This window comes from Methylomonas sp. LL1, assembly GCF_015711015.1.
Classification (GTDB): domain Bacteria; phylum Pseudomonadota; class Gammaproteobacteria; order Methylococcales; family Methylomonadaceae; genus Methylomonas.
Genome location: NZ_CP064653.1, coordinates 142,389 through 162,577 on the forward strand (window position 1 = coordinate 142,389; position 20,189 = coordinate 162,577).

The following is a 20,189-nucleotide window of genomic DNA, read 5'->3' on the forward strand; positions in this document are numbered from 1 at the left end:
ATTGTCCATCGTGTAAAAACTTGAGGAGATCGAAATGACACTTCGAAATTTTATCGGCGTCGCGGTCAGCCTATGCCTATATTGCAATGCCGGGGCGGCTGTTTCTCTGAAAGCGGTAGCGATACCGCCCGTGCCGGGGTTGAACCATTATGTTCGGGATCAAGCCATGGCGATACTGCTGGGCAAGGCCTTGTTCTGGGATATGCAATCGGGCAGTGACGGTCAGGCCTGTGCCAGCTGTCACTTTCATGCCGGCGCCGATAACCGGATCAAAAACTCCCTGAATCCGGGGCAGGCCGGAGGCGACAACAGCTTTAACGAGACGGCAAGCGGCGATGCCGGCGGAGCCAATTACAGCTTGGATGGCGCCGATTTCCCGTTTCACCAACTGCTGAACCCATTCGATCGCAATTCGTTCGTGACAAAGGATAGCAATGATGTGGTCGGTTCCAGCGGCGTGCCGTCGGGGCGGTTTAACGACATCGTTCCCGGTGTCGGCCAGGAAGATTGTTCGACGGTTCCCGATTCGGTTTTCCAGGTCGGCGGTATCAATGTGCGCCAAGTAACCGGCAGGAATTCGCCTTCGGTCATCAATGCCGTGTTCAATTTTCGTAACTTTTGGGATGGCAGGGCGAATAACGTGTTTAACGGTGTCGATCCGTTTGGCCCCAGCAATGCCTCGGCCGGCATCTGGATGCGCCAGCCCGACGGTAGCGTGATCCGGGAACCGGTCAGGCTGATCAATTCCAGTTTGGCATCGCAGGCGGTAGGTCCTCCAGGTAGCGCGGTCGAAATGATGTGCAATGGCAGAGTGTTTGCGCAACTAGGCAAAAAACTGCTGCACACTGGGATAGTGCCGTTGGGCTTGCAGGAAGTCGATGCCGGCGACAGCGTCTTGGGACCGCATGTCGCCGCTTCCGGCAAGGGTTTGAAACTCAGTTATTTACAAATGATACAGGCGGCATTCCAGCCGGAACTGTGGGATGTTTCGGGTGATTTTGGCGGTTACAGCCAGATAGAGGCCAATTTCTCCTTGTTCTGGGGCCTGGCGATTCAATTGTATGAAGCCACGCTGGTTTCCGATGACACGCCGTTCGATCGGTTCATGGAAGGCAATAGCAATGCTCTTACGCCGGCGCAGGTTCATGGGATGCAGGTATTTAACGGTCCCGGTAGGATCGAAGGTTTTACCACAACGGAAATTTTACCCGGCCACGGTTTGTGCGCGGCTTGTCATGACGCGCCGGAATTCACCGGCGCCGCTAACCGGGTATTGTCGATCAGGGAGGAGGGCCTCGGCGCTCAAGGCGTGATGGAATTCATGAATGTCGGAGATATTTTCAACGGTCGCACCGCATTCACGGCTCAGTATGACAACGGCTTCTACAATATCGGTGTCAGGCCCAGCGCTGAAGATATTGGCACCGGTGGCGTGGATCCTTTTGGCTATCCACTGTCCTTTACCCGTTTGTCCCAGCAGCATGGCCAAGTCAGCGTGGTCAATAATATCAAAAAGGTGATTATTCCCGAATTCACCATCTTGGATCCCAATACCGGTGCCAAGATTTTTGAACTTGACCTGTGCACACTGACTATTTTTTGCCAAGTACCGCCAAATGCTCCGGTCGCCGTTGACGGTGCATTCAAAGTGCCGGGTTTGCGTAACATCGATTTAACCGCCCCGTATTTTCATAACGGCGGCACCGCAACGCTGGAGCAGGTCATCGATTTTTACCGGCGAGGCGGTGACCGCCGCGATGTGCCGGCTACCGGCGGCGATACGACCGGTTTTGCCGCAAACAAAAGTAACCTCGATGAAAATATCACCAATCTGTCTCTGACGGTGGGAGACGAATCCGACTTGCTCGACTTTCTGCTGAGTCTCACCGATGAGCGGGTGCGTTGGGAAAAAGCACCGTTTGACCATCCTCAATTGCTGGTTAGAAACGGGCATGATGGCGATAATGTCATGGTTAAGGACAGCGGAAACGGTATCGCCACCGAAAGTTGGGTGGAAAGGCCAGCCGTCGGGGCCGCGGGACGTTCGGCAAAAGGTTTGCCTCCGTTAAAAAACTTTCTCGATGCGCCGATGGTCGATGCGGATGCCGATGGCCGGATTGACTCGGAAGACAACTGCGTGACTGTGGCCAATGGGCCGGTCATCGCCGATAGCGGTAAAAATAGCCAGCGGGATAGCGATGGCGATGGATTTGGCAATGTCTGCGACACCGATTTGAATAACGACAATGTGACCAATAACCTGGATTCGGGGATTTTTAAGTTGGTGTTTTTGTGTAGTACCAACACCAATCCGGCGTCTGATACCTGCGATCATGCCGATTTTAATGGCGATGGTGTAGTCAATAACCTGGATGCGGGAGTTTTGAAAAAATATTTTCTAAAACCACCGGGTTAAGATAATTAAGACTGGGTTAAATCAAGTAAACAACAACACAAAATGGGCTAATGTGCTTTAATTGTGAGTATATTCGATATGGCTTGCTTGAGTTGCCGTGTGATTGGCACTAAATGGCACGAAAACGCTTTAACCGGATGCCAATCCGCTTTACCTTACTCTTTAACAGACATGAACACTGAATCCTGCGTTTTTATCATTGATGATGACTATGCCGTACGCGACAGTCTTGGGCAGGTCATGGATGCCGCTGGGATTGCTTATCAAACTTTTGAGAGCGCCGAGCACTTTCTTCGGGACTATTGTCCGGGTAAGCCCGGTTGCGTGCTGCTCGATCTCAACATGCCGAATATGAGCGGCGAGGAACTGCAAACCGAACTCATCCGGCGGCAGTTTCGGTTGCCTATTATTTTCTTGACCGCCTATGGCGACATGGCCACAAAAGCCCGTGTCATGAAAGCGGGAGCGGTAGATTTTCTGATCAAACCCATTCCCAGCAATCAGTTGCTGGAACGTATTCAGTTGGCGTTGCAACACGAATGTCAGACCTAAGCGGCGCAAACGCTGGGTAACAAACTTTCCCGGAAGGGGCTGTGTAGGAGGGGTTTTAGCCGCGCCTAAGGCTTATCGTCGCGGCTAAAGCCCCTCCTACGCCGGCGACATACCAATTACAAAAAACAGGTTATTTCCAACCAAATTCCTAGGCAAGTTGTAGTCGGGCTAACGACGCAATTGCCTGACCGTCATTGCCATCCGGATCAATGCTCAATTCCAGTATGCCGACCTGGTTCAATTCGATTCGATAGTCTTCGATTTCCTGGGTAGAACCGGTTGGACTGAAGTTCCATTGTTGCCGCACAATCTCCTGAAATGTTTGCCCCGCATCCGCCGACCAGCGTAAAACATACTCCTGCCGGCGTTCAATCTCGGTTTCCACGAACTCCAATCGAATCCGAAACAAGCTTTGCGGCTCGGTAAAGATCAGCCGTATGGTTTGTTTTCCGGCTTCGGACGCGCGCCAGCCATCATTCAAGCCAGGCAGCAAGGCGGATTCGATCGGAAAGTCGGGATCTTCCGAACTGACTTCCACTTCCGCCAGTCTGTCCAGGTTGAGCCAATCCGGTTCTGCCATAATCGATTCCGGCTGAGAGGGTGAGATGATACGCTTGCGCATGGGAGTAACCTCCTGAGGGTGAGCCGAAAAAATGTTCGGCGGCCTTGGGTGAAAAAATTGTATGTCGACAGTCTATTGGATAAACGAACATTAAGGGCAAAAATGATGAAGACACCGTTTTCCAACGACGTCTCGCCTCGGCCATTGAGTTTCAGTCAGGCGGTTCTGTTTTGGTTGAAGCTTGGATTCATAAGCTTCGGCGGGCCGGCCGGTCAAATCGCGGTGATGCATCATGAACTGGTCGAAAAAAGGCGCTGGATTTCCGAGCGGCGCTTTTTACATGCCTTGAATTTTTGTATGTTGTTGCCTGGGCCGGAAGCCCAGCAATTGGCGATTTATATCGGTTGGCTGATGCACCGAAGCTGGGGCGGCATAGTTGCGGGAGTCTTGTTTGTGTTGCCGTCGTTGTTGATATTGATCGGACTGTCCTGGGTTTATCTGGCGTTTGGCGATCTGGCTTGGGTAGCCGGCGTGTTTTATGCGATTAAACCGGCGGTGACTGCTATCGTGTTGCAGGCGGCGCATCGTATCGGTTCGCGCGCGCTAAGGAATAAAACGTTGTGGTCGTTGGCCGGTTTGTCGTTTCTGGCCATCTTCATGCTGAAGATTCCGTTCCCGGTGATTATTCTGATCGCGGCATTGGTCGGTTTTTGCGGCGGTCGTTTGGCCCCGGAAACCTTCAAAATCGGTGGCGGCTCGGCCAGACTCGATAAAACCTTCGGCCTGGCACTGATAGATGACAATGACAGGCTGGCGCATACCCGATTTAACGGTTTGCGCGCGCTGATGACCGCCGGTATCGGCGCCTTGCTGTGGCTGGCGCCGATGGCGATACTGACAATAAAGCTTGGATGGACGCATGCCTTGACTCAAATGGGCTGGTTTTTCACCAAGGCGGCATTGTTGACCTTCGGCGGCGCCTATGCGGTATTGCCTTACGTGTTTCAGGGCGCGGTCGAGCAATATCATTGGCTGTTGGCCCGGCAAATGATCGATGGCTTGGCCTTGGGCGAAACCACGCCGGGTCCATTGATCATGGTGGTCACCTTCGTCGGCTTCGTCGCCGGCTGGTCGCAAGCCCTGCTCGGCCCGGATCAATTGTTTTGGGCCGGAAGCCTGGCAGCCCTGGTGGTGACTTATTTTACCTTTTTGCCCGGTTTTCTATTCATCCTGATCGGCGGGCCGATGGTCGAATCGACCCACGGAAATCTGACCTTCACCGCGCCATTGACCGCGATCACGGCCGCCGTGGTCGGCGTGATCCTGAACCTGGCGCTGTTTTTCGGCTGGCATGTATTCTGGCCGCAAGGCTTCCAGGGCTCGATCGATGCAGTCGCCGTAATGATTTTTGCCTGCGCGGCATGGGCCTTGTTTCGATACAAAGTCGGCGTCATTCCGGTTATCGCCGCTTCCGGCGGGTTGGGACTTCTAATGGTTTTGCTTAACAGCTGGCTGATTTGAGTTTGCGGCATGAGATAAATCAGGCGGTCGAGACGCTTGGCATTTATATTTGAGGGCTGGTTGCTTTCGGCATGAACGGTAGTGCTTATCCAATGCAGCATGTCATAATCGGGCCTAAACGCGGGGGGAAACAGCATGCTGCAAAAACGTCTGATTATTCTGCTGTCGCTGTTGATTTTGTTGCCGACTCTGGTGATAGGCTGGATGGCCTATCATTTCTCGATCGAGGCTATCGGTGACGATAGGGTCAAGGTTGTCGGCAGAATAGCCGAGAATCGGCACCAGCAATTGAAGCAAGCATTACAGCGCTCCAACAGCCGCGCTCATAACTTTCTGGCCGACATATCAAGGAAATGCCTGAATGCCGGCAATCTCGACCGGGATTGCGCCGGCGGCCTTTTGGCTGATTATCTGCATATCGAGGCCGCCAGCGGGGTGGCGTTGTTTGGCCCCGATTCCGATGCTGTCCTGAGTGTCGGTGAGCCGGCCGTCGGCGAGAGAGTTTTAGCCGAATTCGGTCCGGAGCAGTTGGCCGGTATCACCGATCCGAATCCGCAAGGCCGGCGTTTTTATTATGTGATTGCCGGCGACAAGCAATCGGCACTGCAATTGCGGGTGGCCTATCCGCTCGATTTGATTCAGCCGATTTTTACCCCTCCCGCCGATCTCGGTCAATCCGGCGAAATCTTTTTGGCCGACAGGAACGGATTTTTTATCACCACGGCGCTTTATGCCGCTGCCCAAGGCCATAGTCATCCGATTTCGGCTCGGCCGATGCGGGATTGCTTGAGCCGGCTAAACACCGAGATGCTGGAACCGGATTACCGCGGGGTGGCGGTGATTCATGGTTTTCGTTATGTACCTGAAATCGGCGGCGGCTGCATCATGGCGCATATTGATCAAGCCGAAGCCTTTGCACCGGTTCGGGCATTGGAAAAGCGCATCGTCATTGCCGTGTTGCTGTTCATCGTTTTAACCTCGGCGATTGCCAAACTGCTGGCGCGGCGTATCGTCCGGCCGATACTACGTCTGACCGAGGCCGCGCGCCGGATCAGCGATGGGGATCATTCCATTCGCGCCGAGGTGAAAGGTCTCGATGAAATATCCGAACTGGCTAAATCGTTCAATCAGATGACCGATGCATTGGCGGATGCCCGGCGGGATTTGGAAGCCAAGGTTGCGGAGCGTACTCAAGCTCTGCGCACCAGCCAGGAGCGTTACATGCTGGCCGAGCGTTGCGTTAACGACGGTATCTGGGACTGGAATATCGTGACTCACGAATATTATTTGTCGCCGCGCTGGAATACGATTTTGGGTTATGCCGATGGTGAATTGCCGAATGAAGAATCGATTTTCTTTAAATTGATCCATCCGGAAGACAAAGCCCGCGCCAGCGAAGTGTTCCGCCGCCACCTGGAAAATATGGAACGCTACTGCGCCGAAATCCGCTTGCGTCACAAGGATGGCAGTTATCGCTGGGTGCTGGATAGGGGAGAGGCCTTGCGCGACCAGAACGGCAAGCCTGTACGCATGATAGGGTCCATCACCGACATTACCGAACGCAAGGCCGCCGAAGCCCAGTTGATCGAGTATCGCGAGCATCTGGAACAATTGGTGGCGATGGCCACCACCGAAGTCCAGGCTATCGTAAAGACCGCTGTTAACGGGGTGATTTCGATCGATGCGACCGGCGCCATTCGCGTATTCAACCCGGCCGCGGAAAGCCTGTTTGGCTGGAAAGCCGAGGAAGTGATAGGCAAGAATGTCTCGCTGTTAATGCCGGAACCCTTTGCCGGCGAACACGACGGCCATATCCAGCGTTTCTTGCAAACCAATCAATCGACAATTCTTGGCATCGAGCGGGAGGTGGTGGCCCAGCGCAAGGATGGCAGTGTTTTCCCGGCTAATTTGGCGGTGGGCCATGGCATCATCTCGGAAGGGCGGCATATTTTCGTCGGCTTTATCGCCGATATTAGCTCGCAAAAGCAAGTCGAACAGGAACTTAGATTAGCCAAGGAAGCGGCCGAAGCCGCGGCCAAGGCCAAAGCCAATTTTCTGGCTAATATGAGTCACGAGATCCGCACCCCGATGAATACCATTATCGGTTTTGCCGAGGTGGCACTGCAAAACAAGGCATTGTCGCCCGATACGCGGGAGCACGTCAGAACCATCCTCGGTTCCGGCAAGCATTTATTGAATGTCATCAACGACATTTTGGACTTTTCCAAGATCGAGGCCGGCAAGGTCGAGCTGGAATCGGTTTGCTTCAATCTGCATTTCGCCGTGCAGGAGACCTTGCAAACCATAGGCCTGAGGGCGGCGGAAAAAGGCTTGAAAATTGAATTACGGATTGCGCCGGATTTGCCGCGGTTTTTTAGCGGCGATCCCAACCGTTTGCGCCAGGTGATTTTGAATCTGGTCGGCAATGCGGTCAAATTCACCGAATCCGGCGTGATCTCGGTGTTGATCGAGCAGGCGGAAGGCGAAGACATGCTGCATTTTGCCATCAGCGATACCGGCATCGGCATGACAGTCGAGCAAGCCGATCGAATCTTCGATTCCTTTTCCCAGGCCGATACCACCACCAGTCGGCGTTTCGGCGGCACCGGCCTGGGGACCACCATCAGCAAGCAAATCGTTGAAATGATGGGTGGGCGCATCTGGGTCGAAAGCGCGTTGGGGCGAGGTTCCACCTTTCATTTCACCATTCGGCTACCGTCAACCATGGCGCAAGACAGTTGCCTTTATCTGGAGAGTCCTCAGTTGGTGATGGATTATTTCTCGCCGCGCTGTTTCAAGGTGCTGCTGGCGGAAGACATCGAGGCCAACGCCACGCTGGCTAGGTTACGGCTGGAGCAACAAGGGCATAGTGTGGTGTGGGTGAAAAACGGCCGGGAAGCCGTCGATGCTTTCAGTCAAGGCGGTTTCGATTTGATCTTGATGGACTTGCAAATGCCGGTTTTGGATGGCATTAATGCGACCAAACAGATTCGCCAACTCGAACACGCTGGTGGTGGCCGGATTCCGATTTTGGCATTGACCGCCAGCGTGTTGAAGCACGAAAAGATCCTTTGCACCGAAGCCGGCATGGACGCCATCATCGGCAAGCCGATCGATGTCAACGAACTGCTGGAACAGATGGAACTGCTGACGCCCAAGGGGGTAGGGCAGCCGAGGACAGCGATCAAGCTGGAGTCGACGCCGCAAATACCGATCGATTTCAGTCCGCTGTCTTCGGTTGCCGATACAGGCAAAGGCCTGCAAACCTGGCGCGAAGCTTTGGTGTATGCGCATGCGCTGATCCGGTTTGCCGAAGAACATGGTAACGACGCGGCCCGAATGGCCGCCTTGTTTGCGGAAAATCCGAACAATCTAGGGATTATCGAGCGCCTGGCCCATGCGCTAAAAGGCGTGGCCGGTAATCTGGCCTTGATCGAGGTGGCCCGCTTGGCCGTTAAACTGGATGACAGGCTAAAACAAGAGCAATTGGAAAATATTGCCGCCGAATTTTCTGCCTTGGATACCGCGCTGAAGGCCTCGGTTGCGGCAATCCGGCAACTGCAGTTGCCGGAGAAGCAGCCAATCCTGGCCAGGCAGGCGATCGATACCGAACGGGTGGCCGGTTTATTACGGCAACTCTTGGTTGCGCTTGATGGCTTGAATCCCGACCGGGTCGAGCCTATCGTGCAACAACTCGAGCCTTATCTGGACCAGGGGGAATTGAAAACCATACAGCACGAGGTGGACAATTTCGACTTCGATGCGGCCAAGGCAGAGGTGCAAAAATTGGTCAAGCGTTTTGGTTCGGATTAGCGAGAGAGGAATGCATGAAAGATAGTTACCAAGTGCTGCTGGTTGATGACGAGCCGAATAATTTGAAAGTGCTGCAGCAAATTTTAAAAGATCGCTTTGAACTGATTTTTGCGATCAACGGCGAAAAAGCCCTGGCGGCGGCCAGCGAACATCAACCCGATATCATCCTGTTGGACATCATGATGCCCGGCATGGATGGTTATCAGGTATGCCGGCAACTGAAGCAGAACCCGGCAACCGCCCATATCCCAGTGATTTTCGTCACCGCGATGAGCGAGATGGAGGATGAAGCCCGTGGCTTCGATGTCGGCGCGGTGGATTACATCCAAAAACCGGTGTCCGGGCCTATCGTATTAAGGCGGGTGCAAACCCATCTGTCGTTGGTCAAGGTCGATGCGTTGGATGATCTGGCCCGCGCGGCCATCAAAATGCTGGGCGAAGCCGGACATTACAACGATCCTTATACCGGCGAACACATCTGGCGCATGGCCGATTATTCGGCGGCATTGGCGCGCGCCGCCGGTTGGACCCCGGCTCGGGTCGAGATGATGGAACTGGCCGCGCCGACTCACGATACCGGTAAGATCGGTATTCCCCACAGCATTTTGAAAGCACCGCGCATGCTCAATGATGAGGAATGGGAAATCATGAAAACCCATTCCGCGATCGGTTACGACATCCTGAGTAAAAGCGATAATCCGGTGTTCAAGATGGCTGCGACTATTGCGCTGCATCACCATGAGAAATGGGATGGCAGCGGCTATCCCATGGGCTTGGCTGGAGAAAATATTCCTGAAGCGGCGCGTATCGTCGCCATCGCCGATGTATTCGATGCACTGACGACCAAGCGGCCCTATAAGCAACCGTGGACTCTGGAAAAAACCCTGGAAGTCATGCGCGAAAGCGCCGGCAGCCACCTTGATCCGCATTTGCTGGATGTGTTCATGCATATCATGCCGGAAATACTAGCGATCAAGGCAAACTGGGAGTGAGAGCGTTTTATTGGCGAGGTAAGCCATCCGCTTTTCGTCAAAATATTCGTGGTTTTTTCAGGTTGGGGCTTGGGCTACAATCAACGGGTTTTTAATCAGTCATGAATTTTGGAGACAAAAATGGCGGAATTCAGAAAGTACAAATGCAAAACCTGCGGACATATTTACGATGAGCAACTGGGCGATCCTAGGCAAGGTGTTGCGCCGGGCACGCGTTGGGAAGATGTGCCGGAAGATTGGGGCTGCCCGAAATGCGGCGCCGTGAAAGCGATGTTTACCCTGTTGAGATCCTGATTTCCCGCTAAGGGATGGTCGCGAAGAAAAGGGCGCCTTGGCGCTGGCCATTAGCTTAAAGTATGGCTAGCTTACACCAAGCTGACACAATCCCTGTTACTGGGAACGGTAATGGGGATTTTTTTATTTAATAGGCAGTGGAAGTTTAGGTTCGAACCCTATGTGTAGATTAACATAGCGACCCCTTGCTGCCGGTCACCTCATTTGAACCAATGTCTGCAATATTTTCCCTTTCAGACACTGGGTTCGCGGATGAAAAAAATGATACCGCTTGCTAGAAATGCGAACAGTCCTGAAGCAACAAAAGCCAAGTTGTAGTCGCCAATCAGACTATGGACGTAGCCGGCACTGTAGGCGGCAATGGCCGCCCCGATTTGATGGGCAAAGCAAATCCAGCCGAAAACCACGCCGACGTTTTGTTTCCCGAACAAGTCCGCGGTCAAGGCTGATGTTGCCGGAATGGTGGACAACCAATTCATGCCGTAAATAATCGAGAACATCATTAATTGACCGGTAGTATCTATGCTGGGCAGTACGATCAACGTTACGCCTCTGACGACGTAATAAAACGCCAGCGGCCAGCGCTTGCCGTACCGATCGCACAACCAGCCGGATAAAATGGTGCCGAACACATCGGCCGCACCCATTACCCCTAACGACATCGCCATGGTCATTTCGGTGAAGCCGTGTTCGATGCCGTGTGGAATCAAATGGGTCTGAAAAAGCCCGGAGGTGGTTAAGCCGCAAATCCCAAAACTCGAAGCCAACAGCCAGAATTGCGGGCTGCTCATGGCTGATCGCATGGGATTTCGATCGGGCTTAATGACTGTTTCATGAACGCCATTGGCGCCAAAAGGCAACAGGCCTTTGGATTCGGGATCGTCTCTTAAAAATTTCAGCACCAAGGGTAACGCCACCAAGCCTAACGCGACGGCGATAAACAGCGTCGCCGCTCTCCAGCCTTCATGAACATTGATTTGCATTAGGACCGGGGTGAACACTAACTGGCCGGAGGAGAAGGCTGCCCCCAATATGCCTAACGCTAATCCCCGGTGCCTATGGAACCAGCGATTGATCAACGCCGAGCCCATAATCATCGAAGTGCCGCCCGAACCTGCGCCGATCAGCAGTCCCCAAAACAAATACATTTGCCAGGATTCCTGCATAAAAACGCTGCCGGCAGCCCCCAATACCGATAGTATTAGCGTGATGACACTCACTTTTTTTGCGCCGTATAAATCCATCAATCGGCCTAAAAATGGCCCTGCCAGGCCAAATAACAGCAGGTTGAGCGAAATCGCGCCGCCGATGGTTTCCCTATTCCAATTAAACTCCTGTTCCAGGGACATCATGATAATCCCTGGAATGGAGCGCAGTGCCGAAGCCACAAACAAGCACAGAAACGTGACCGCGAGCACTACCCACGCATAGTGAACTGAATAAGTATGACTCTTTGGCATTGTTACTAAGGACTTAAACATTTTCGTGAGGGTTTGTTAGTAACTGATGTTATGCAACCTTATGGTTTGTCCAATGCCATCAGAATCAGTGTCGCTATCGCGACTGGTTTATGTAGAAGTCGGTTCTCGCACCGACAGGCGAGATACTTTCTTTTGCACGGCCAAAAGAAAGTATCCAAAGAAAAGGCCGCCCGGATTCCGCCTAGATCCTGCGCTTCTCGCTTTTGGCGAGGGTTTTCGGAAGGGCTATCCATAGCCCTCCGAAAACGAGCGGCTTCCTTGCCGCTCCCCTAACGGGCTGTTATCGCCAAAAGCTGCGATGCTCGGGGCGGAATAACGGGACTAAAAACCGGCTCTGCGTAACATCAGTTAATAAGCAGACTTATTTAGCATCTTCGATTTTGTCCAGCAGTTCAATCAGCCGTGTGACCCCTTGCAGCAAGATGCCGCCGACGCCCAAGGCGAACCACACCCCAATCACAAAACCCCAATGAATCGGCGCCGCGAAGAATTCCTCCCTAAACCAGAAGGTATGCCCCCACTCGTTGAAACCGACGCTGACCAAAATCATGAACGGTCCAAACACCGCCAAGGTCAAAGGCAACGAGATACCTTTGGCATACAAGGGCAAGCGGGTTCTGGCGTACAGCCAGGCACAGCCGCCCAGGATCACGTACAGCGGGAAGTTGAAATAGAACTCGATGATGTGGTTAGCGGTAAACGGCGTGTCGCGGATCGCCACCTGATGCCAGGAATTGTCCTGTTCGGCAAAATAACTGCCCGCCCAATACACGGCGAACGTGTATATGCTGATCCACATCGTCAACGTGAAATAGCGGCGTATCTCTTCCTTGGGTGCCAGTTGATCCAGATTCCGGTCGCGCGTGGTCCATAAGTAACCCCAAAAGCCGCTAGCGACGGCGGCGATAATGACCAGTTCGATATAAAACAGCCGCATCCAGTACTGTTCGAACGCCGGTTCCGTGGAATCCAAGCCGTGTTCTATGGCAAAAGCGCCCTGATACAACCGCAAGCTAACGTAGATAACGGTTAATAGGCCAAAGCCTTTTAAATATTTGGGTAAGTCAATCAAATACCAAGGCAATGATTTAGGGTTTTCGGTGCTTAAGCTAACGTGTTCTGTCGTGGTAGCCATGATTTATGCTCCTGAATTAATTGAATTTGGGAATGACGGCGGCGGAAATGCTCGAGATATAGCGTTTTCCCATCGTATCGTCGTAAAGGAAAAGCAAACCGCCGAGCCGGCTGTCCGCATCTTTGATCAGCCCATCCAGCTTTTCCGACTCCCAGGCGGCATCGCGCACTTCAATTGTGACGGTGCGTTGTTCGCCAGGCTCGATAGGCGCATTGTTATCCAGGCTCAAGCCGTTGTTACTGACGTCATCCTTGCCGGGAATGTTGCCCACATTGGCTAATTCGGCGTTCATGAAATGTACGTTAGAGCTGGAAAACTCGCCGATCCTGACCGCGCCTTGGCTTCGATTGTCGACACTAACCTGCAACACCATGGCACGTTGAGCCACGTTGTATTCCGCTTTTAGGGTGTCCACATTGACCGTTCCGGCATTGACTTTAGCCGGCAAAGGCAAAATCCGATCCAGTCCCGCTTGTAATGGAATAGCGTCCGGGTAACTGTTGGCGGTGATGGAATTCAGCGCCAATACCAAAACCGGCACACCCACTAACACGGCTTTGGCGATGAGTTTGTCCTGATCGGTGATCAACTCATGTTCCAAACCGGCATCCAGCATGCGGTAACGGCTGATGAACAAGGGACGACGCACCCACCACAACAACCAGGCAGCCGCCAATACACCCCAGAACAAGTGCCAGAACACGCCATTGGCAAAGCCGAAGCTTTCCATGTCGATCATTTCACCGTTAATGGTTTTAATCGTATTGGTGAAATCGCCGGGATCGCCGCCAATTTCCAGCCACACACCTGGGCCCATCACCTGACCCGCGTCTTTTAAATTAAAAAACGGGTGAATGTGATAACGCCCCGGCAAACGGCCTTTCAAGACCACTTTGAACTCATAGTCGCCACCCGGCTCCAGGGCCACCGAGTTGGTCCAAGGCTTACCGTTCAGGTAACGCTCGGTACGAATCAGCACGGGTCCGGGTGTGGAGATATTCAAGAAGCTGGCTTCCGGCTTGGGCACGCTGATCGGCCAGTCTTCGGCAACATGAAACTTGCCGCTGACACTGACTTCATCGTTGACGTTGAATTTTTGCGTGGACCACTGCACGTCGTACCACTGTATGGTCCGCATCCGAATGAACGGCTCCAGGGCTTTTTCGCCATGGGCCTGAGCGGTGGGTACTGACAACACTGACAATACATTTAAGCAAAGCAATGCCAACATCCAAGGTTTAAAAAGTGATTTCATGACAGTTCCTCCTTAGATTCTTTTCAGATAACGGGTATCGGCAAACCATTTGCCGATATGCCACCACAGCGGATACATCAATGAACATAACAATGCCGAACAAAATGCCGCCAACGGTGTGGCGTACTGGCCATAGGTTCGCAAAGTGCCGCGCTCGATGATGCGCAGGTATTCCGGCATGCCGGTACGGATATATTGAAAACCGAACAAATCGGCGACCGTCAGCTGACTATTGGCCACCTCGACCGGTTGGTGGAACATGCCGAAGATCGGCCAGTTGGTGGGGTAAAACAACAACGCAAACGCCGCGCCGCCGAAGATGGAAGTGATGGTCAGGCTGTTGGTGAGCATTAACAAGGTATCCAATACCAGTGCGCCCGGAATCATCGTCGCCGGCAGCACCATATTGATGGGGAAATAGTTCCAGTAGTGATAGGCAAATACGCGGGTAACCCAGGTGCCGAGCAATAAGGCGGCGACGCATAAGGTTGCCCCCAAAGGCAGGCGAAACTTTTCCCACATCACTGCTTGTACGGCGGCTGGAAAAGTAATACCGATCAGCGGCGTGACCAATGGCCACCATTGCCGATCTTTCCAATCGACCCAGAAATCCCAGTCGCCGACGGTCAGGGCAAAATGTAGATGAAACGAACCGATGAATAAAAACAGGGCCAGAACCAGGATCAGATAATCGTAAGCTCTGACCAACCGGGCTTTCTCGCCTTGATAGGGTTTGAACGTTGAAATTGGAATTTGTGCGGACATAGTAAGAATCCCCCGAAATATGATTTAGTGAGCGACAATCCATTGAGTATTTGGGCGCGTCGCCAACCGAAAGCTACCCTTGGGGGAGTAAAACCGTATTGGTTGGTCGACACGCTCGCGGTATAAGTTAGTGGGAATTGGTTGAACTGTGAAATGGTGAAATTTCATCCGCTATCATCAAGACTGTTCATACCGGCCAGCATCGATTTTGTTTACTCTGAAAGTAAAATATTGGGAAGAGCGCGGTTGCTTGTTGGATAGGCGTCGGCGGCAAGGATGCCGCCGTCGAGCCTACACGGACGTATTCACGGCGTCCTGTCCGGCAAGCAACCGCACCTTGGGAGGCAGCTTTCTTGGGCCGGGGAGATGCACTGGTTTCATGATCGTTAGCATGAAACCGAATTCATTGAGGAACATCCGTATGGCCAATCTGCGCACCTTCGACTTAAATCTGTTGCTAGCTTTCGATATATTGATGCGGGAGCGCAATGTCACCCGCGCGGCGGAATGCATGTTCGTGACGCAGTCGGCGATGAGCCATACCTTGCATCGCTTGCGCCAACAACTGAACGACCCGGTGCTGATCAAATCGCCTGCCGGCATGCAGCCAACCGCGCTAGCGCTGGCCTTGGTGGAGCCGGTACGCAGTCTTTTACAGGAAATGGAACGATTGCTCGAGGCACCTCAGGCCTTCGATCCGGCCTCCAGTCAGCGCCGTTTCACCATCGCCGCGACCGATTACATGGAGCTTTTAATCTTGCCGGAGTTGTCGAAATTGATTGAGCAGTCGGCGCCTGGCGTCGATATTCATGTCAAACGTACAGAATCTGCTTTTCCTTTGCCGCAGCTGGAAAACGGCAGCCTGGATGTGGTGTTGGGTTTTGCTTCGGTACTGAATCCGCCCGCGCATTTGAACTGCGAACAGTTATTCATGGATCGCATGGCTTGCGTCGTCAGGCAGGGCCATCCAAAGATCAAAGCGGCGCCATCGTTGCAGGAGTATTTGGCGGCAACGCACATGCTAATCTCCAGAACCGGCGATAAATTGGGTTTGATCGATGAGAAATTGACCGAGTTGGGTTTGGAGCGGCGCATTAATTTCATCGTGCCGCATTTTTTGTCGGCACCCTTAATCGTTGCCCAGTCCGATATGATTTTGTCCTTACCCTATCGCTTGGCGATAGCGTTTCAGAAACTGGTACCACTCGATGTCTTGCCGGTGCCGGTCGTTTTGCCGGACTACGATTTGGCGATGATTTGGCATCCTTTATGGGAAAAGGATCCGGCCCACGCTTGGTTGCGTGAACAAATTACCTCGATAGGCCGGAATATTGCCGCCAGTGAAATACGCCTTTAACGCCCCGGCAGGCCTGCGGACAAAGCTTTGACCTTCAACAGGAAGTAAGGCGGTTTGGATTGATCATCGCCGCCGTTCAATGTGGCCGAGCGATGCAAGCGATTAACAACGGCATACAGCTGTCCGTTAACGCCAAAGCTAAAGGAATCGACCCAAGACAATCTTGGGCATTGCGCCAATTGCCGGTATTGTCGTTTAGGATCGATCAAGCCAATGGCATTATTGGCTAAATCCCCCAGATAGATATTGTTATTCTCATCGATGCTGATGCCGTCCGAGATCGGTTTGTCGCTATAGCGTTCAACATTCTTAGCGAGTTCTTGAGCCGTTAACGACTCGTTAATCAAGTCGGCGGCTTTAATCCGGTAAAGGCTGAGGCCGTGCATCGGCCCGAAATACACCCATTCGTTCGCTAAATCCTCGGTAATGGGATTAACACCAATATGCGGCTTCACCAATTCGCCCGACGGGGTTTTCACCTGAATCGGCACATTGTCGATGACCAAATCGACGTTTTCCGGCACCACGCTATGGTGCCCCTCCAGCACCCTTCGAGCCGCTCCAGTCGACAAGTTGACCACGATCAACGCGGCATTCGTTCCACCCGCCGGATCGCTGATGAAGGCATGATTGTGCTTGGCATCCAACGCAAAGTCGTTGACGAACGCATCCTTGGGTGCGATCGGCGCGGGTAAATAAATCAAACGCTGGAGCTTATTGGTTTTGGTATTCCAGCCGACCAGTTTGGGCGCCACGCCGCTACGCATACAGTTGTCCAGCATCCAGACGATACCGTTGCTATCGGAGCGGATACCCAGCACCGAGTCGAGCTTGATCGGCGCAGTCGAATCGGCCGCGGACATTTCCTTATTCGGAAAAGGTAGCAAGGCTTGATCCTTGTACTCCACCACCGTGTATTGCGGTTGATAAAACTGATGTTGGCTCATGATGATCCGGCCGTTGGCGGTTGCCGTTACATTGCCGGGTCCAGTGTCGAGGTTGGCAAATACATCAAAATTAGAATTGCCTTCAGCCAAGGCCTCAAAGGCAGCAAATAGCATGACTGTGCAAGATCGAGTTACACGGTTCATTGTCATCTCCAGTATGTTGTTGGGTTGGGCAACACCATACTGGATCGTTAAACCCGTGTTAAATGACAATATTTAATCACGGACCATTCAGTACATTGATGATGAGTTGAGTATTCAATCTTGCCAGTAAGCATATTCAGAAGATCAATTCGAGATGAAAATTCGCTCTGGCTTGTTCCAAATTACTGGGTAAAGCAGCTGTTTACAGCTTTACTGGTGACATTCGCTGATATATTTGAATGTTGCAAAGTTGCCGTTATGCAAAGCTTTGCATAACGGCCAATAGCCGACAGACGAAACGGACATGTCAATGTCAATGTCAATGGCAAATGTCCCGCCGAAAACAGACATAGGGTATAGCGAGTTTAGAAACCGCACCAATCGCAAACTATGCAGTATGCATTTTTTTACTGCATACTACGAGCCATCGACATATCATCCCCTCTAACATGGAAGATCAAACTGCAATGGACAAGCGACTGATAACACTTCATCCAAAGCAGGCTCCAAACTGCTTGAATTCTTTAGCGCTGTACATGTTGATCTATTTCACTAAGAAATTTGCATTTCTTGACGCTTTGCAAAACTCAAATGACTCAACCCTAAGCTTAATTACGAGTGATCGGCCAAGACAGCTTTAGCGGCTTTCCCAGATAGTTTGCCGCAGCCACGCATTGAGCAAACATTATTCAATAGCTTATCCACAAATGATTACTGATTTCAAAAAAATTGACTTACTTTCTTCTTCAGACTTTGAAATTTTTGTCAGAGATGTTTTTGTTGCTGCCGGTTGGACTGACGCTCTTATTACTAAAGTAGGGCAAGAGTTTCAACATGGCGATGGCGGCGTTGATATTTTTGCATATAAAAATAAACGCAAATTCGCCATTGAGGTTAAACAAAGACGAGCCGGAAGCACCGTTGATATTAAAGCACTAAATCAATTGGTAACAGGAGCAAAACTCGCTAATGTAACCAATATGATTTTGGTGACCAATTCTTACTTCACGTCTGAAGTAAAAGTAAGAGCATTAAGGCTCGGTGTTGAATTGCTTGACAGAGATGGTTTGCAGAGTTTGTGGATTAAAAAGCATTCTGAAATCGGACGCGAAATTAAGCCCAGAAAATATCAAGAAACTGTTATAGATGATAGCGTGGCACGGTTTAATGCCGGTAAAAACCGCTTGCTTATAGAAATGGCGACTGGTTTAGGGAAAACGTATACTGTTGCCCATTTGGTCAAATTACTATTACAGCAAGGCAAGGTGAAGCGCGTACTTTTTTTAGCACACCAAGTTGAAATTTTATTACAGTCTGTCACTGCATTTAAAAACGTTTTGGGTATTGGCACTTACTCGTTTTCCGCTTGTTTTGGTGGCGCAACCCCAGAGCATACCGATTTTGTATTTGGCAGTTTCGACACGTTATATAGCAAAATAACCACTTTAGAGAAAGAATCATTTGATATGGTGATTGTCGATGAGGCTCATCATACTCCTGCCATCACTTACTCGACTGTCGTTGACCATTTTCACCCAAAATTACTGGTTGGACTTACCGCAACACCGTTTCGTGAAGATAATAAAGATGTTTTGGCATTTTTTGGAGGTTCTGCTGGGCATGTCGGTAAATATGATTTAGCATGGGCATTGCGACACAATAAGCTCGCGTTTCCAAAATATTTGGTTTTATTAGATGACTTGGACCAATCGCGAATTGACCAACTCGACCAAGGTATGTCGATTAGTGACTTAGATCAAAAGCTTTTTTTGCACAAAAAAGATGAGGAAGTGGTTCGCATCATAGAAAAAACTGTACAGGATAAACAAATGCCTAACCCTAAAGGCATTGTTTTTTGTCGTAGTATCAATCATATCAACTACCTCATTCAATTTTTTCCAGCGGGTAGCGCAACGTTTGTTCACTCGAGAATGAATGACCAACAGCGTTGGCAAAATATTCGGGATTTCCGCGAAGGCAATTATCGTTATATTTTAGTGAGAGATTTATTCAACGAAGGAGTGGATATTCCGGAAACTAATTTATTGGTTTTTATGCGTTATACTGGATCACATACCGTTTGGTTACAACAATTAGGTAGAGGTTTGCGAAAAACACCGAACAAAGATTATGTACACGTCTTGGATTTCGTTGGCTCATTAGAACGCTTAAATGAAGTGCATCAATTGACAAAACGAGTCAACAGTATACCTATTGAAAAGGAAAACTGGGAACAGCAACCCGGTGATAAAAAGGAAGCCGTGCATAATTCTTCGTTAGAAGTAAATTACAGTCAATCCGCTGCACAAGTTTTACAACTAATAGAAGAGCTTCAATATCGATTAAAATCACGAATGCAAGTTATGAGTGCGTTACAGAGATATTATGAGGATTACGAAAAAATACCGGAATTAAATCAGGTTGAAAGCGTTTTGACTGACATTACTGCCGACCAAGTCGCCACGCATTTTGACTCATATTTTGGTTATTTAGAAGCGGCGTTAGCAGGACGATATGATCAAGGTATATTTCGCACATTGTGCTTAAACTATGCAACTGATTTTTATCAAAAAAACCATATCTGTCCAACGTTTAGGGCTATTAGCTTAGCAAATCAGTACAACGGATTGTTGGCTTGCTCTGAGCTAGAAGTTAAGCTTTTATTGGGGAGCGAAGTTGAGTTAGAAAATCATTTGTTAGAGCAAAAAAAAGCAACTGAATTCAATAGTAAAATAGTTGAAGTAACTATTGAATTAGCGGAACCGACTGAAAACGTAAAAACTAACGAAATAAATAATGAGTCGCTAATTATTGAAAAATATTCAAAAATTATTAACACGCGACAAGATTTATTGAGACTTGCCGATGAGGAACGGGCAGAAATTAAAAAAGTATTTAATTCTGAGTTTCGGTTTCTTAGTTGCCTGCAAACTCAAAAAGACAAATGAATGCAAA

The 20,189-nt window shown here is 50.9% G+C and carries 14 protein-coding genes; 8 read left to right on the forward strand and 6 right to left on the reverse strand.

The window, feature by feature from the left end:
• Positions 1-34: 34 nt before the first annotated feature.
• Together IVG45_RS01140 and IVG45_RS01145 are read left to right on the forward strand one after the other, a co-directional pair.
• Entirely contained in the window at positions 35-2,416 is a 2,382-nt protein-coding gene (locus IVG45_RS01140) for a cytochrome c peroxidase (RefSeq protein ID WP_196436074.1), read from the forward strand.
• Positions 2,417-2,587: 171 nt separating this feature from the next.
• Positions 2,588-2,968 (forward strand): response regulator transcription factor, encoded by a 381-nt coding sequence (locus IVG45_RS01145; RefSeq protein WP_196436075.1) that lies wholly within the window; start codon positions 2,588-2,590, stop codon positions 2,966-2,968.
• 148 nt (positions 2,969-3,116) lie between these two features.
• Here the strand turns inward: IVG45_RS01145 and IVG45_RS01150 are convergent, their stop codons facing one another.
• Entirely contained in the window at positions 3,117-3,548 is a 432-nt protein-coding gene (locus tag IVG45_RS01150) for a carbohydrate-binding protein (protein WP_230874705.1), read from the reverse strand.
• A 147-nt stretch (positions 3,549-3,695) separates the two neighbouring features.
• On the opposite strand from IVG45_RS01150, the gene chrA reads away from it, so the two are divergent.
• The 4 genes from chrA (at position 3,696) to IVG45_RS01170 (ending at position 10,150) form a co-directional block, all read left to right on the forward strand.
• Positions 3,696-5,051, forward strand: coding sequence for a chromate efflux transporter (gene chrA, locus IVG45_RS01155; protein ID WP_196437884.1), 1,356 nt, complete (start codon positions 3,696-3,698; stop codon positions 5,049-5,051).
• A gap of 135 nt (positions 5,052-5,186) precedes the next feature.
• Entirely contained in the window at positions 5,187-8,864 is a 3,678-nt protein-coding gene (locus IVG45_RS01160; RefSeq protein WP_196436077.1) for a PAS domain S-box protein, read from the forward strand.
• 14 nt (positions 8,865-8,878) lie between these two features.
• Positions 8,879-9,856, forward strand: a complete 978-nt coding sequence (locus IVG45_RS01165; RefSeq protein ID WP_196436078.1) for an HD domain-containing phosphohydrolase — start codon at positions 8,879-8,881, stop codon at positions 9,854-9,856.
• Positions 9,857-9,976: 120 nt separating this feature from the next.
• Positions 9,977-10,150 (forward strand): rubredoxin, encoded by a 174-nt coding sequence (locus tag IVG45_RS01170; RefSeq protein WP_196436079.1) that lies wholly within the window; start codon positions 9,977-9,979, stop codon positions 10,148-10,150.
• Positions 10,151-10,383: 233 nt separating this feature from the next.
• Here the strand turns inward: IVG45_RS01170 and IVG45_RS01175 are convergent, their stop codons facing one another.
• From IVG45_RS01175 to amoA, 4 genes are all read right to left on the reverse strand, one after another.
• A complete protein-coding gene (locus tag IVG45_RS01175; protein ID WP_230874707.1) occupies positions 10,384-11,502 on the reverse strand; it encodes an MFS transporter in 1,119 nt (372 codons plus the stop codon).
• Positions 11,503-11,992: 490 nt separating this feature from the next.
• Positions 11,993-12,766, reverse strand: coding sequence for a bacterial ammonia monooxygenase, subunit AmoC (amoC, locus tag IVG45_RS01180; protein ID WP_196436081.1), 774 nt, complete (start codon positions 12,764-12,766; stop codon positions 11,993-11,995).
• A gap of 16 nt (positions 12,767-12,782) precedes the next feature.
• Positions 12,783-14,021 carry a bacterial ammonia monooxygenase, subunit AmoB gene (gene amoB, locus IVG45_RS01185; protein WP_196436082.1) on the reverse strand — a complete coding sequence of 413 codons (1,239 nt, stop codon included), beginning with the start codon at positions 14,019-14,021 and terminating at the stop codon, positions 12,783-12,785.
• A gap of 12 nt (positions 14,022-14,033) precedes the next feature.
• On the reverse strand, positions 14,034-14,786 hold the full coding sequence (amoA, locus tag IVG45_RS01190; RefSeq protein ID WP_196436083.1) for a bacterial ammonia monooxygenase, subunit AmoA: 753 nt from the start codon (positions 14,784-14,786) through the stop codon (positions 14,034-14,036).
• A gap of 391 nt (positions 14,787-15,177) precedes the next feature.
• Between amoA and IVG45_RS01195 the strand changes: the two genes are divergently transcribed.
• On the forward strand, positions 15,178-16,143 hold the full coding sequence (locus IVG45_RS01195) for a LysR family transcriptional regulator (RefSeq protein ID WP_230874708.1): 966 nt from the start codon (positions 15,178-15,180) through the stop codon (positions 16,141-16,143).
• On the opposite strand, the gene IVG45_RS01200 is transcribed toward IVG45_RS01195, so the two are convergent.
• The gene (locus IVG45_RS01200) at positions 16,140-17,234 is read right to left on the reverse strand and encodes an L-dopachrome tautomerase-related protein (protein ID WP_196436084.1); all 1,095 of its coding nucleotides are present in this window, start codon (positions 17,232-17,234) and stop codon (positions 16,140-16,142) included. The two genes, IVG45_RS01195 and IVG45_RS01200, sit on opposite strands and share 4 nt — an antisense overlap.
• Before the next feature lie 674 nt (positions 17,235-17,908).
• Between IVG45_RS01200 and IVG45_RS01205 the strand changes: the two genes are divergently transcribed.
• Positions 17,909-20,182: a DEAD/DEAH box helicase family protein gene (locus tag IVG45_RS01205; protein ID WP_196436085.1), complete on the forward strand. Its 2,274-nt coding sequence runs from the start codon at positions 17,909-17,911 to the stop codon at positions 20,180-20,182.
• The last annotated feature ends 7 nt before the right edge of the window (positions 20,183-20,189 follow it).

Coding starts and splice junctions, on each gene's coding strand:
- IVG45_RS01200 (WP_196436084.1), bottom strand. CDS start 17,234: ATGAACCGTGTAACTCGATCTTGCACAGTCATGCTATTTGCTGCCTTT.
- IVG45_RS01145 (WP_196436075.1), top strand. CDS start 2,588: ATGAACACTGAATCCTGCGTTTTTATCATTGATGATGACTATGCCGTA.
- amoA (WP_196436083.1), bottom strand. CDS start 14,786: ATGTCCGCACAAATTCCAATTTCAACGTTCAAACCCTATCAAGGCGAG.
- IVG45_RS01150 (WP_230874705.1), bottom strand. CDS start 3,548: ATGGCAGAACCGGATTGGCTCAACCTGGACAGACTGGCGGAAGTGGAA.
- IVG45_RS01195 (WP_230874708.1), top strand. CDS start 15,178: ATGAAACCGAATTCATTGAGGAACATCCGTATGGCCAATCTGCGCACC.
- IVG45_RS01140 (WP_196436074.1), top strand. CDS start 35: ATGACACTTCGAAATTTTATCGGCGTCGCGGTCAGCCTATGCCTATAT.
- IVG45_RS01165 (WP_196436078.1), top strand. CDS start 8,879: ATGAAAGATAGTTACCAAGTGCTGCTGGTTGATGACGAGCCGAATAAT.
- amoC (WP_196436081.1), bottom strand. CDS start 12,766: ATGGCTACCACGACAGAACACGTTAGCTTAAGCACCGAAAACCCTAAA.
- amoB (WP_196436082.1), bottom strand. CDS start 14,021: ATGAAATCACTTTTTAAACCTTGGATGTTGGCATTGCTTTGCTTAAAT.
- IVG45_RS01175 (WP_230874707.1), bottom strand. CDS start 11,502: ATGATGTCCCTGGAACAGGAGTTTAATTGGAATAGGGAAACCATCGGC.
- IVG45_RS01160 (WP_196436077.1), top strand. CDS start 5,187: ATGCTGCAAAAACGTCTGATTATTCTGCTGTCGCTGTTGATTTTGTTG.
- chrA (WP_196437884.1), top strand. CDS start 3,696: ATGAAGACACCGTTTTCCAACGACGTCTCGCCTCGGCCATTGAGTTTC.
- IVG45_RS01170 (WP_196436079.1), top strand. CDS start 9,977: ATGGCGGAATTCAGAAAGTACAAATGCAAAACCTGCGGACATATTTAC.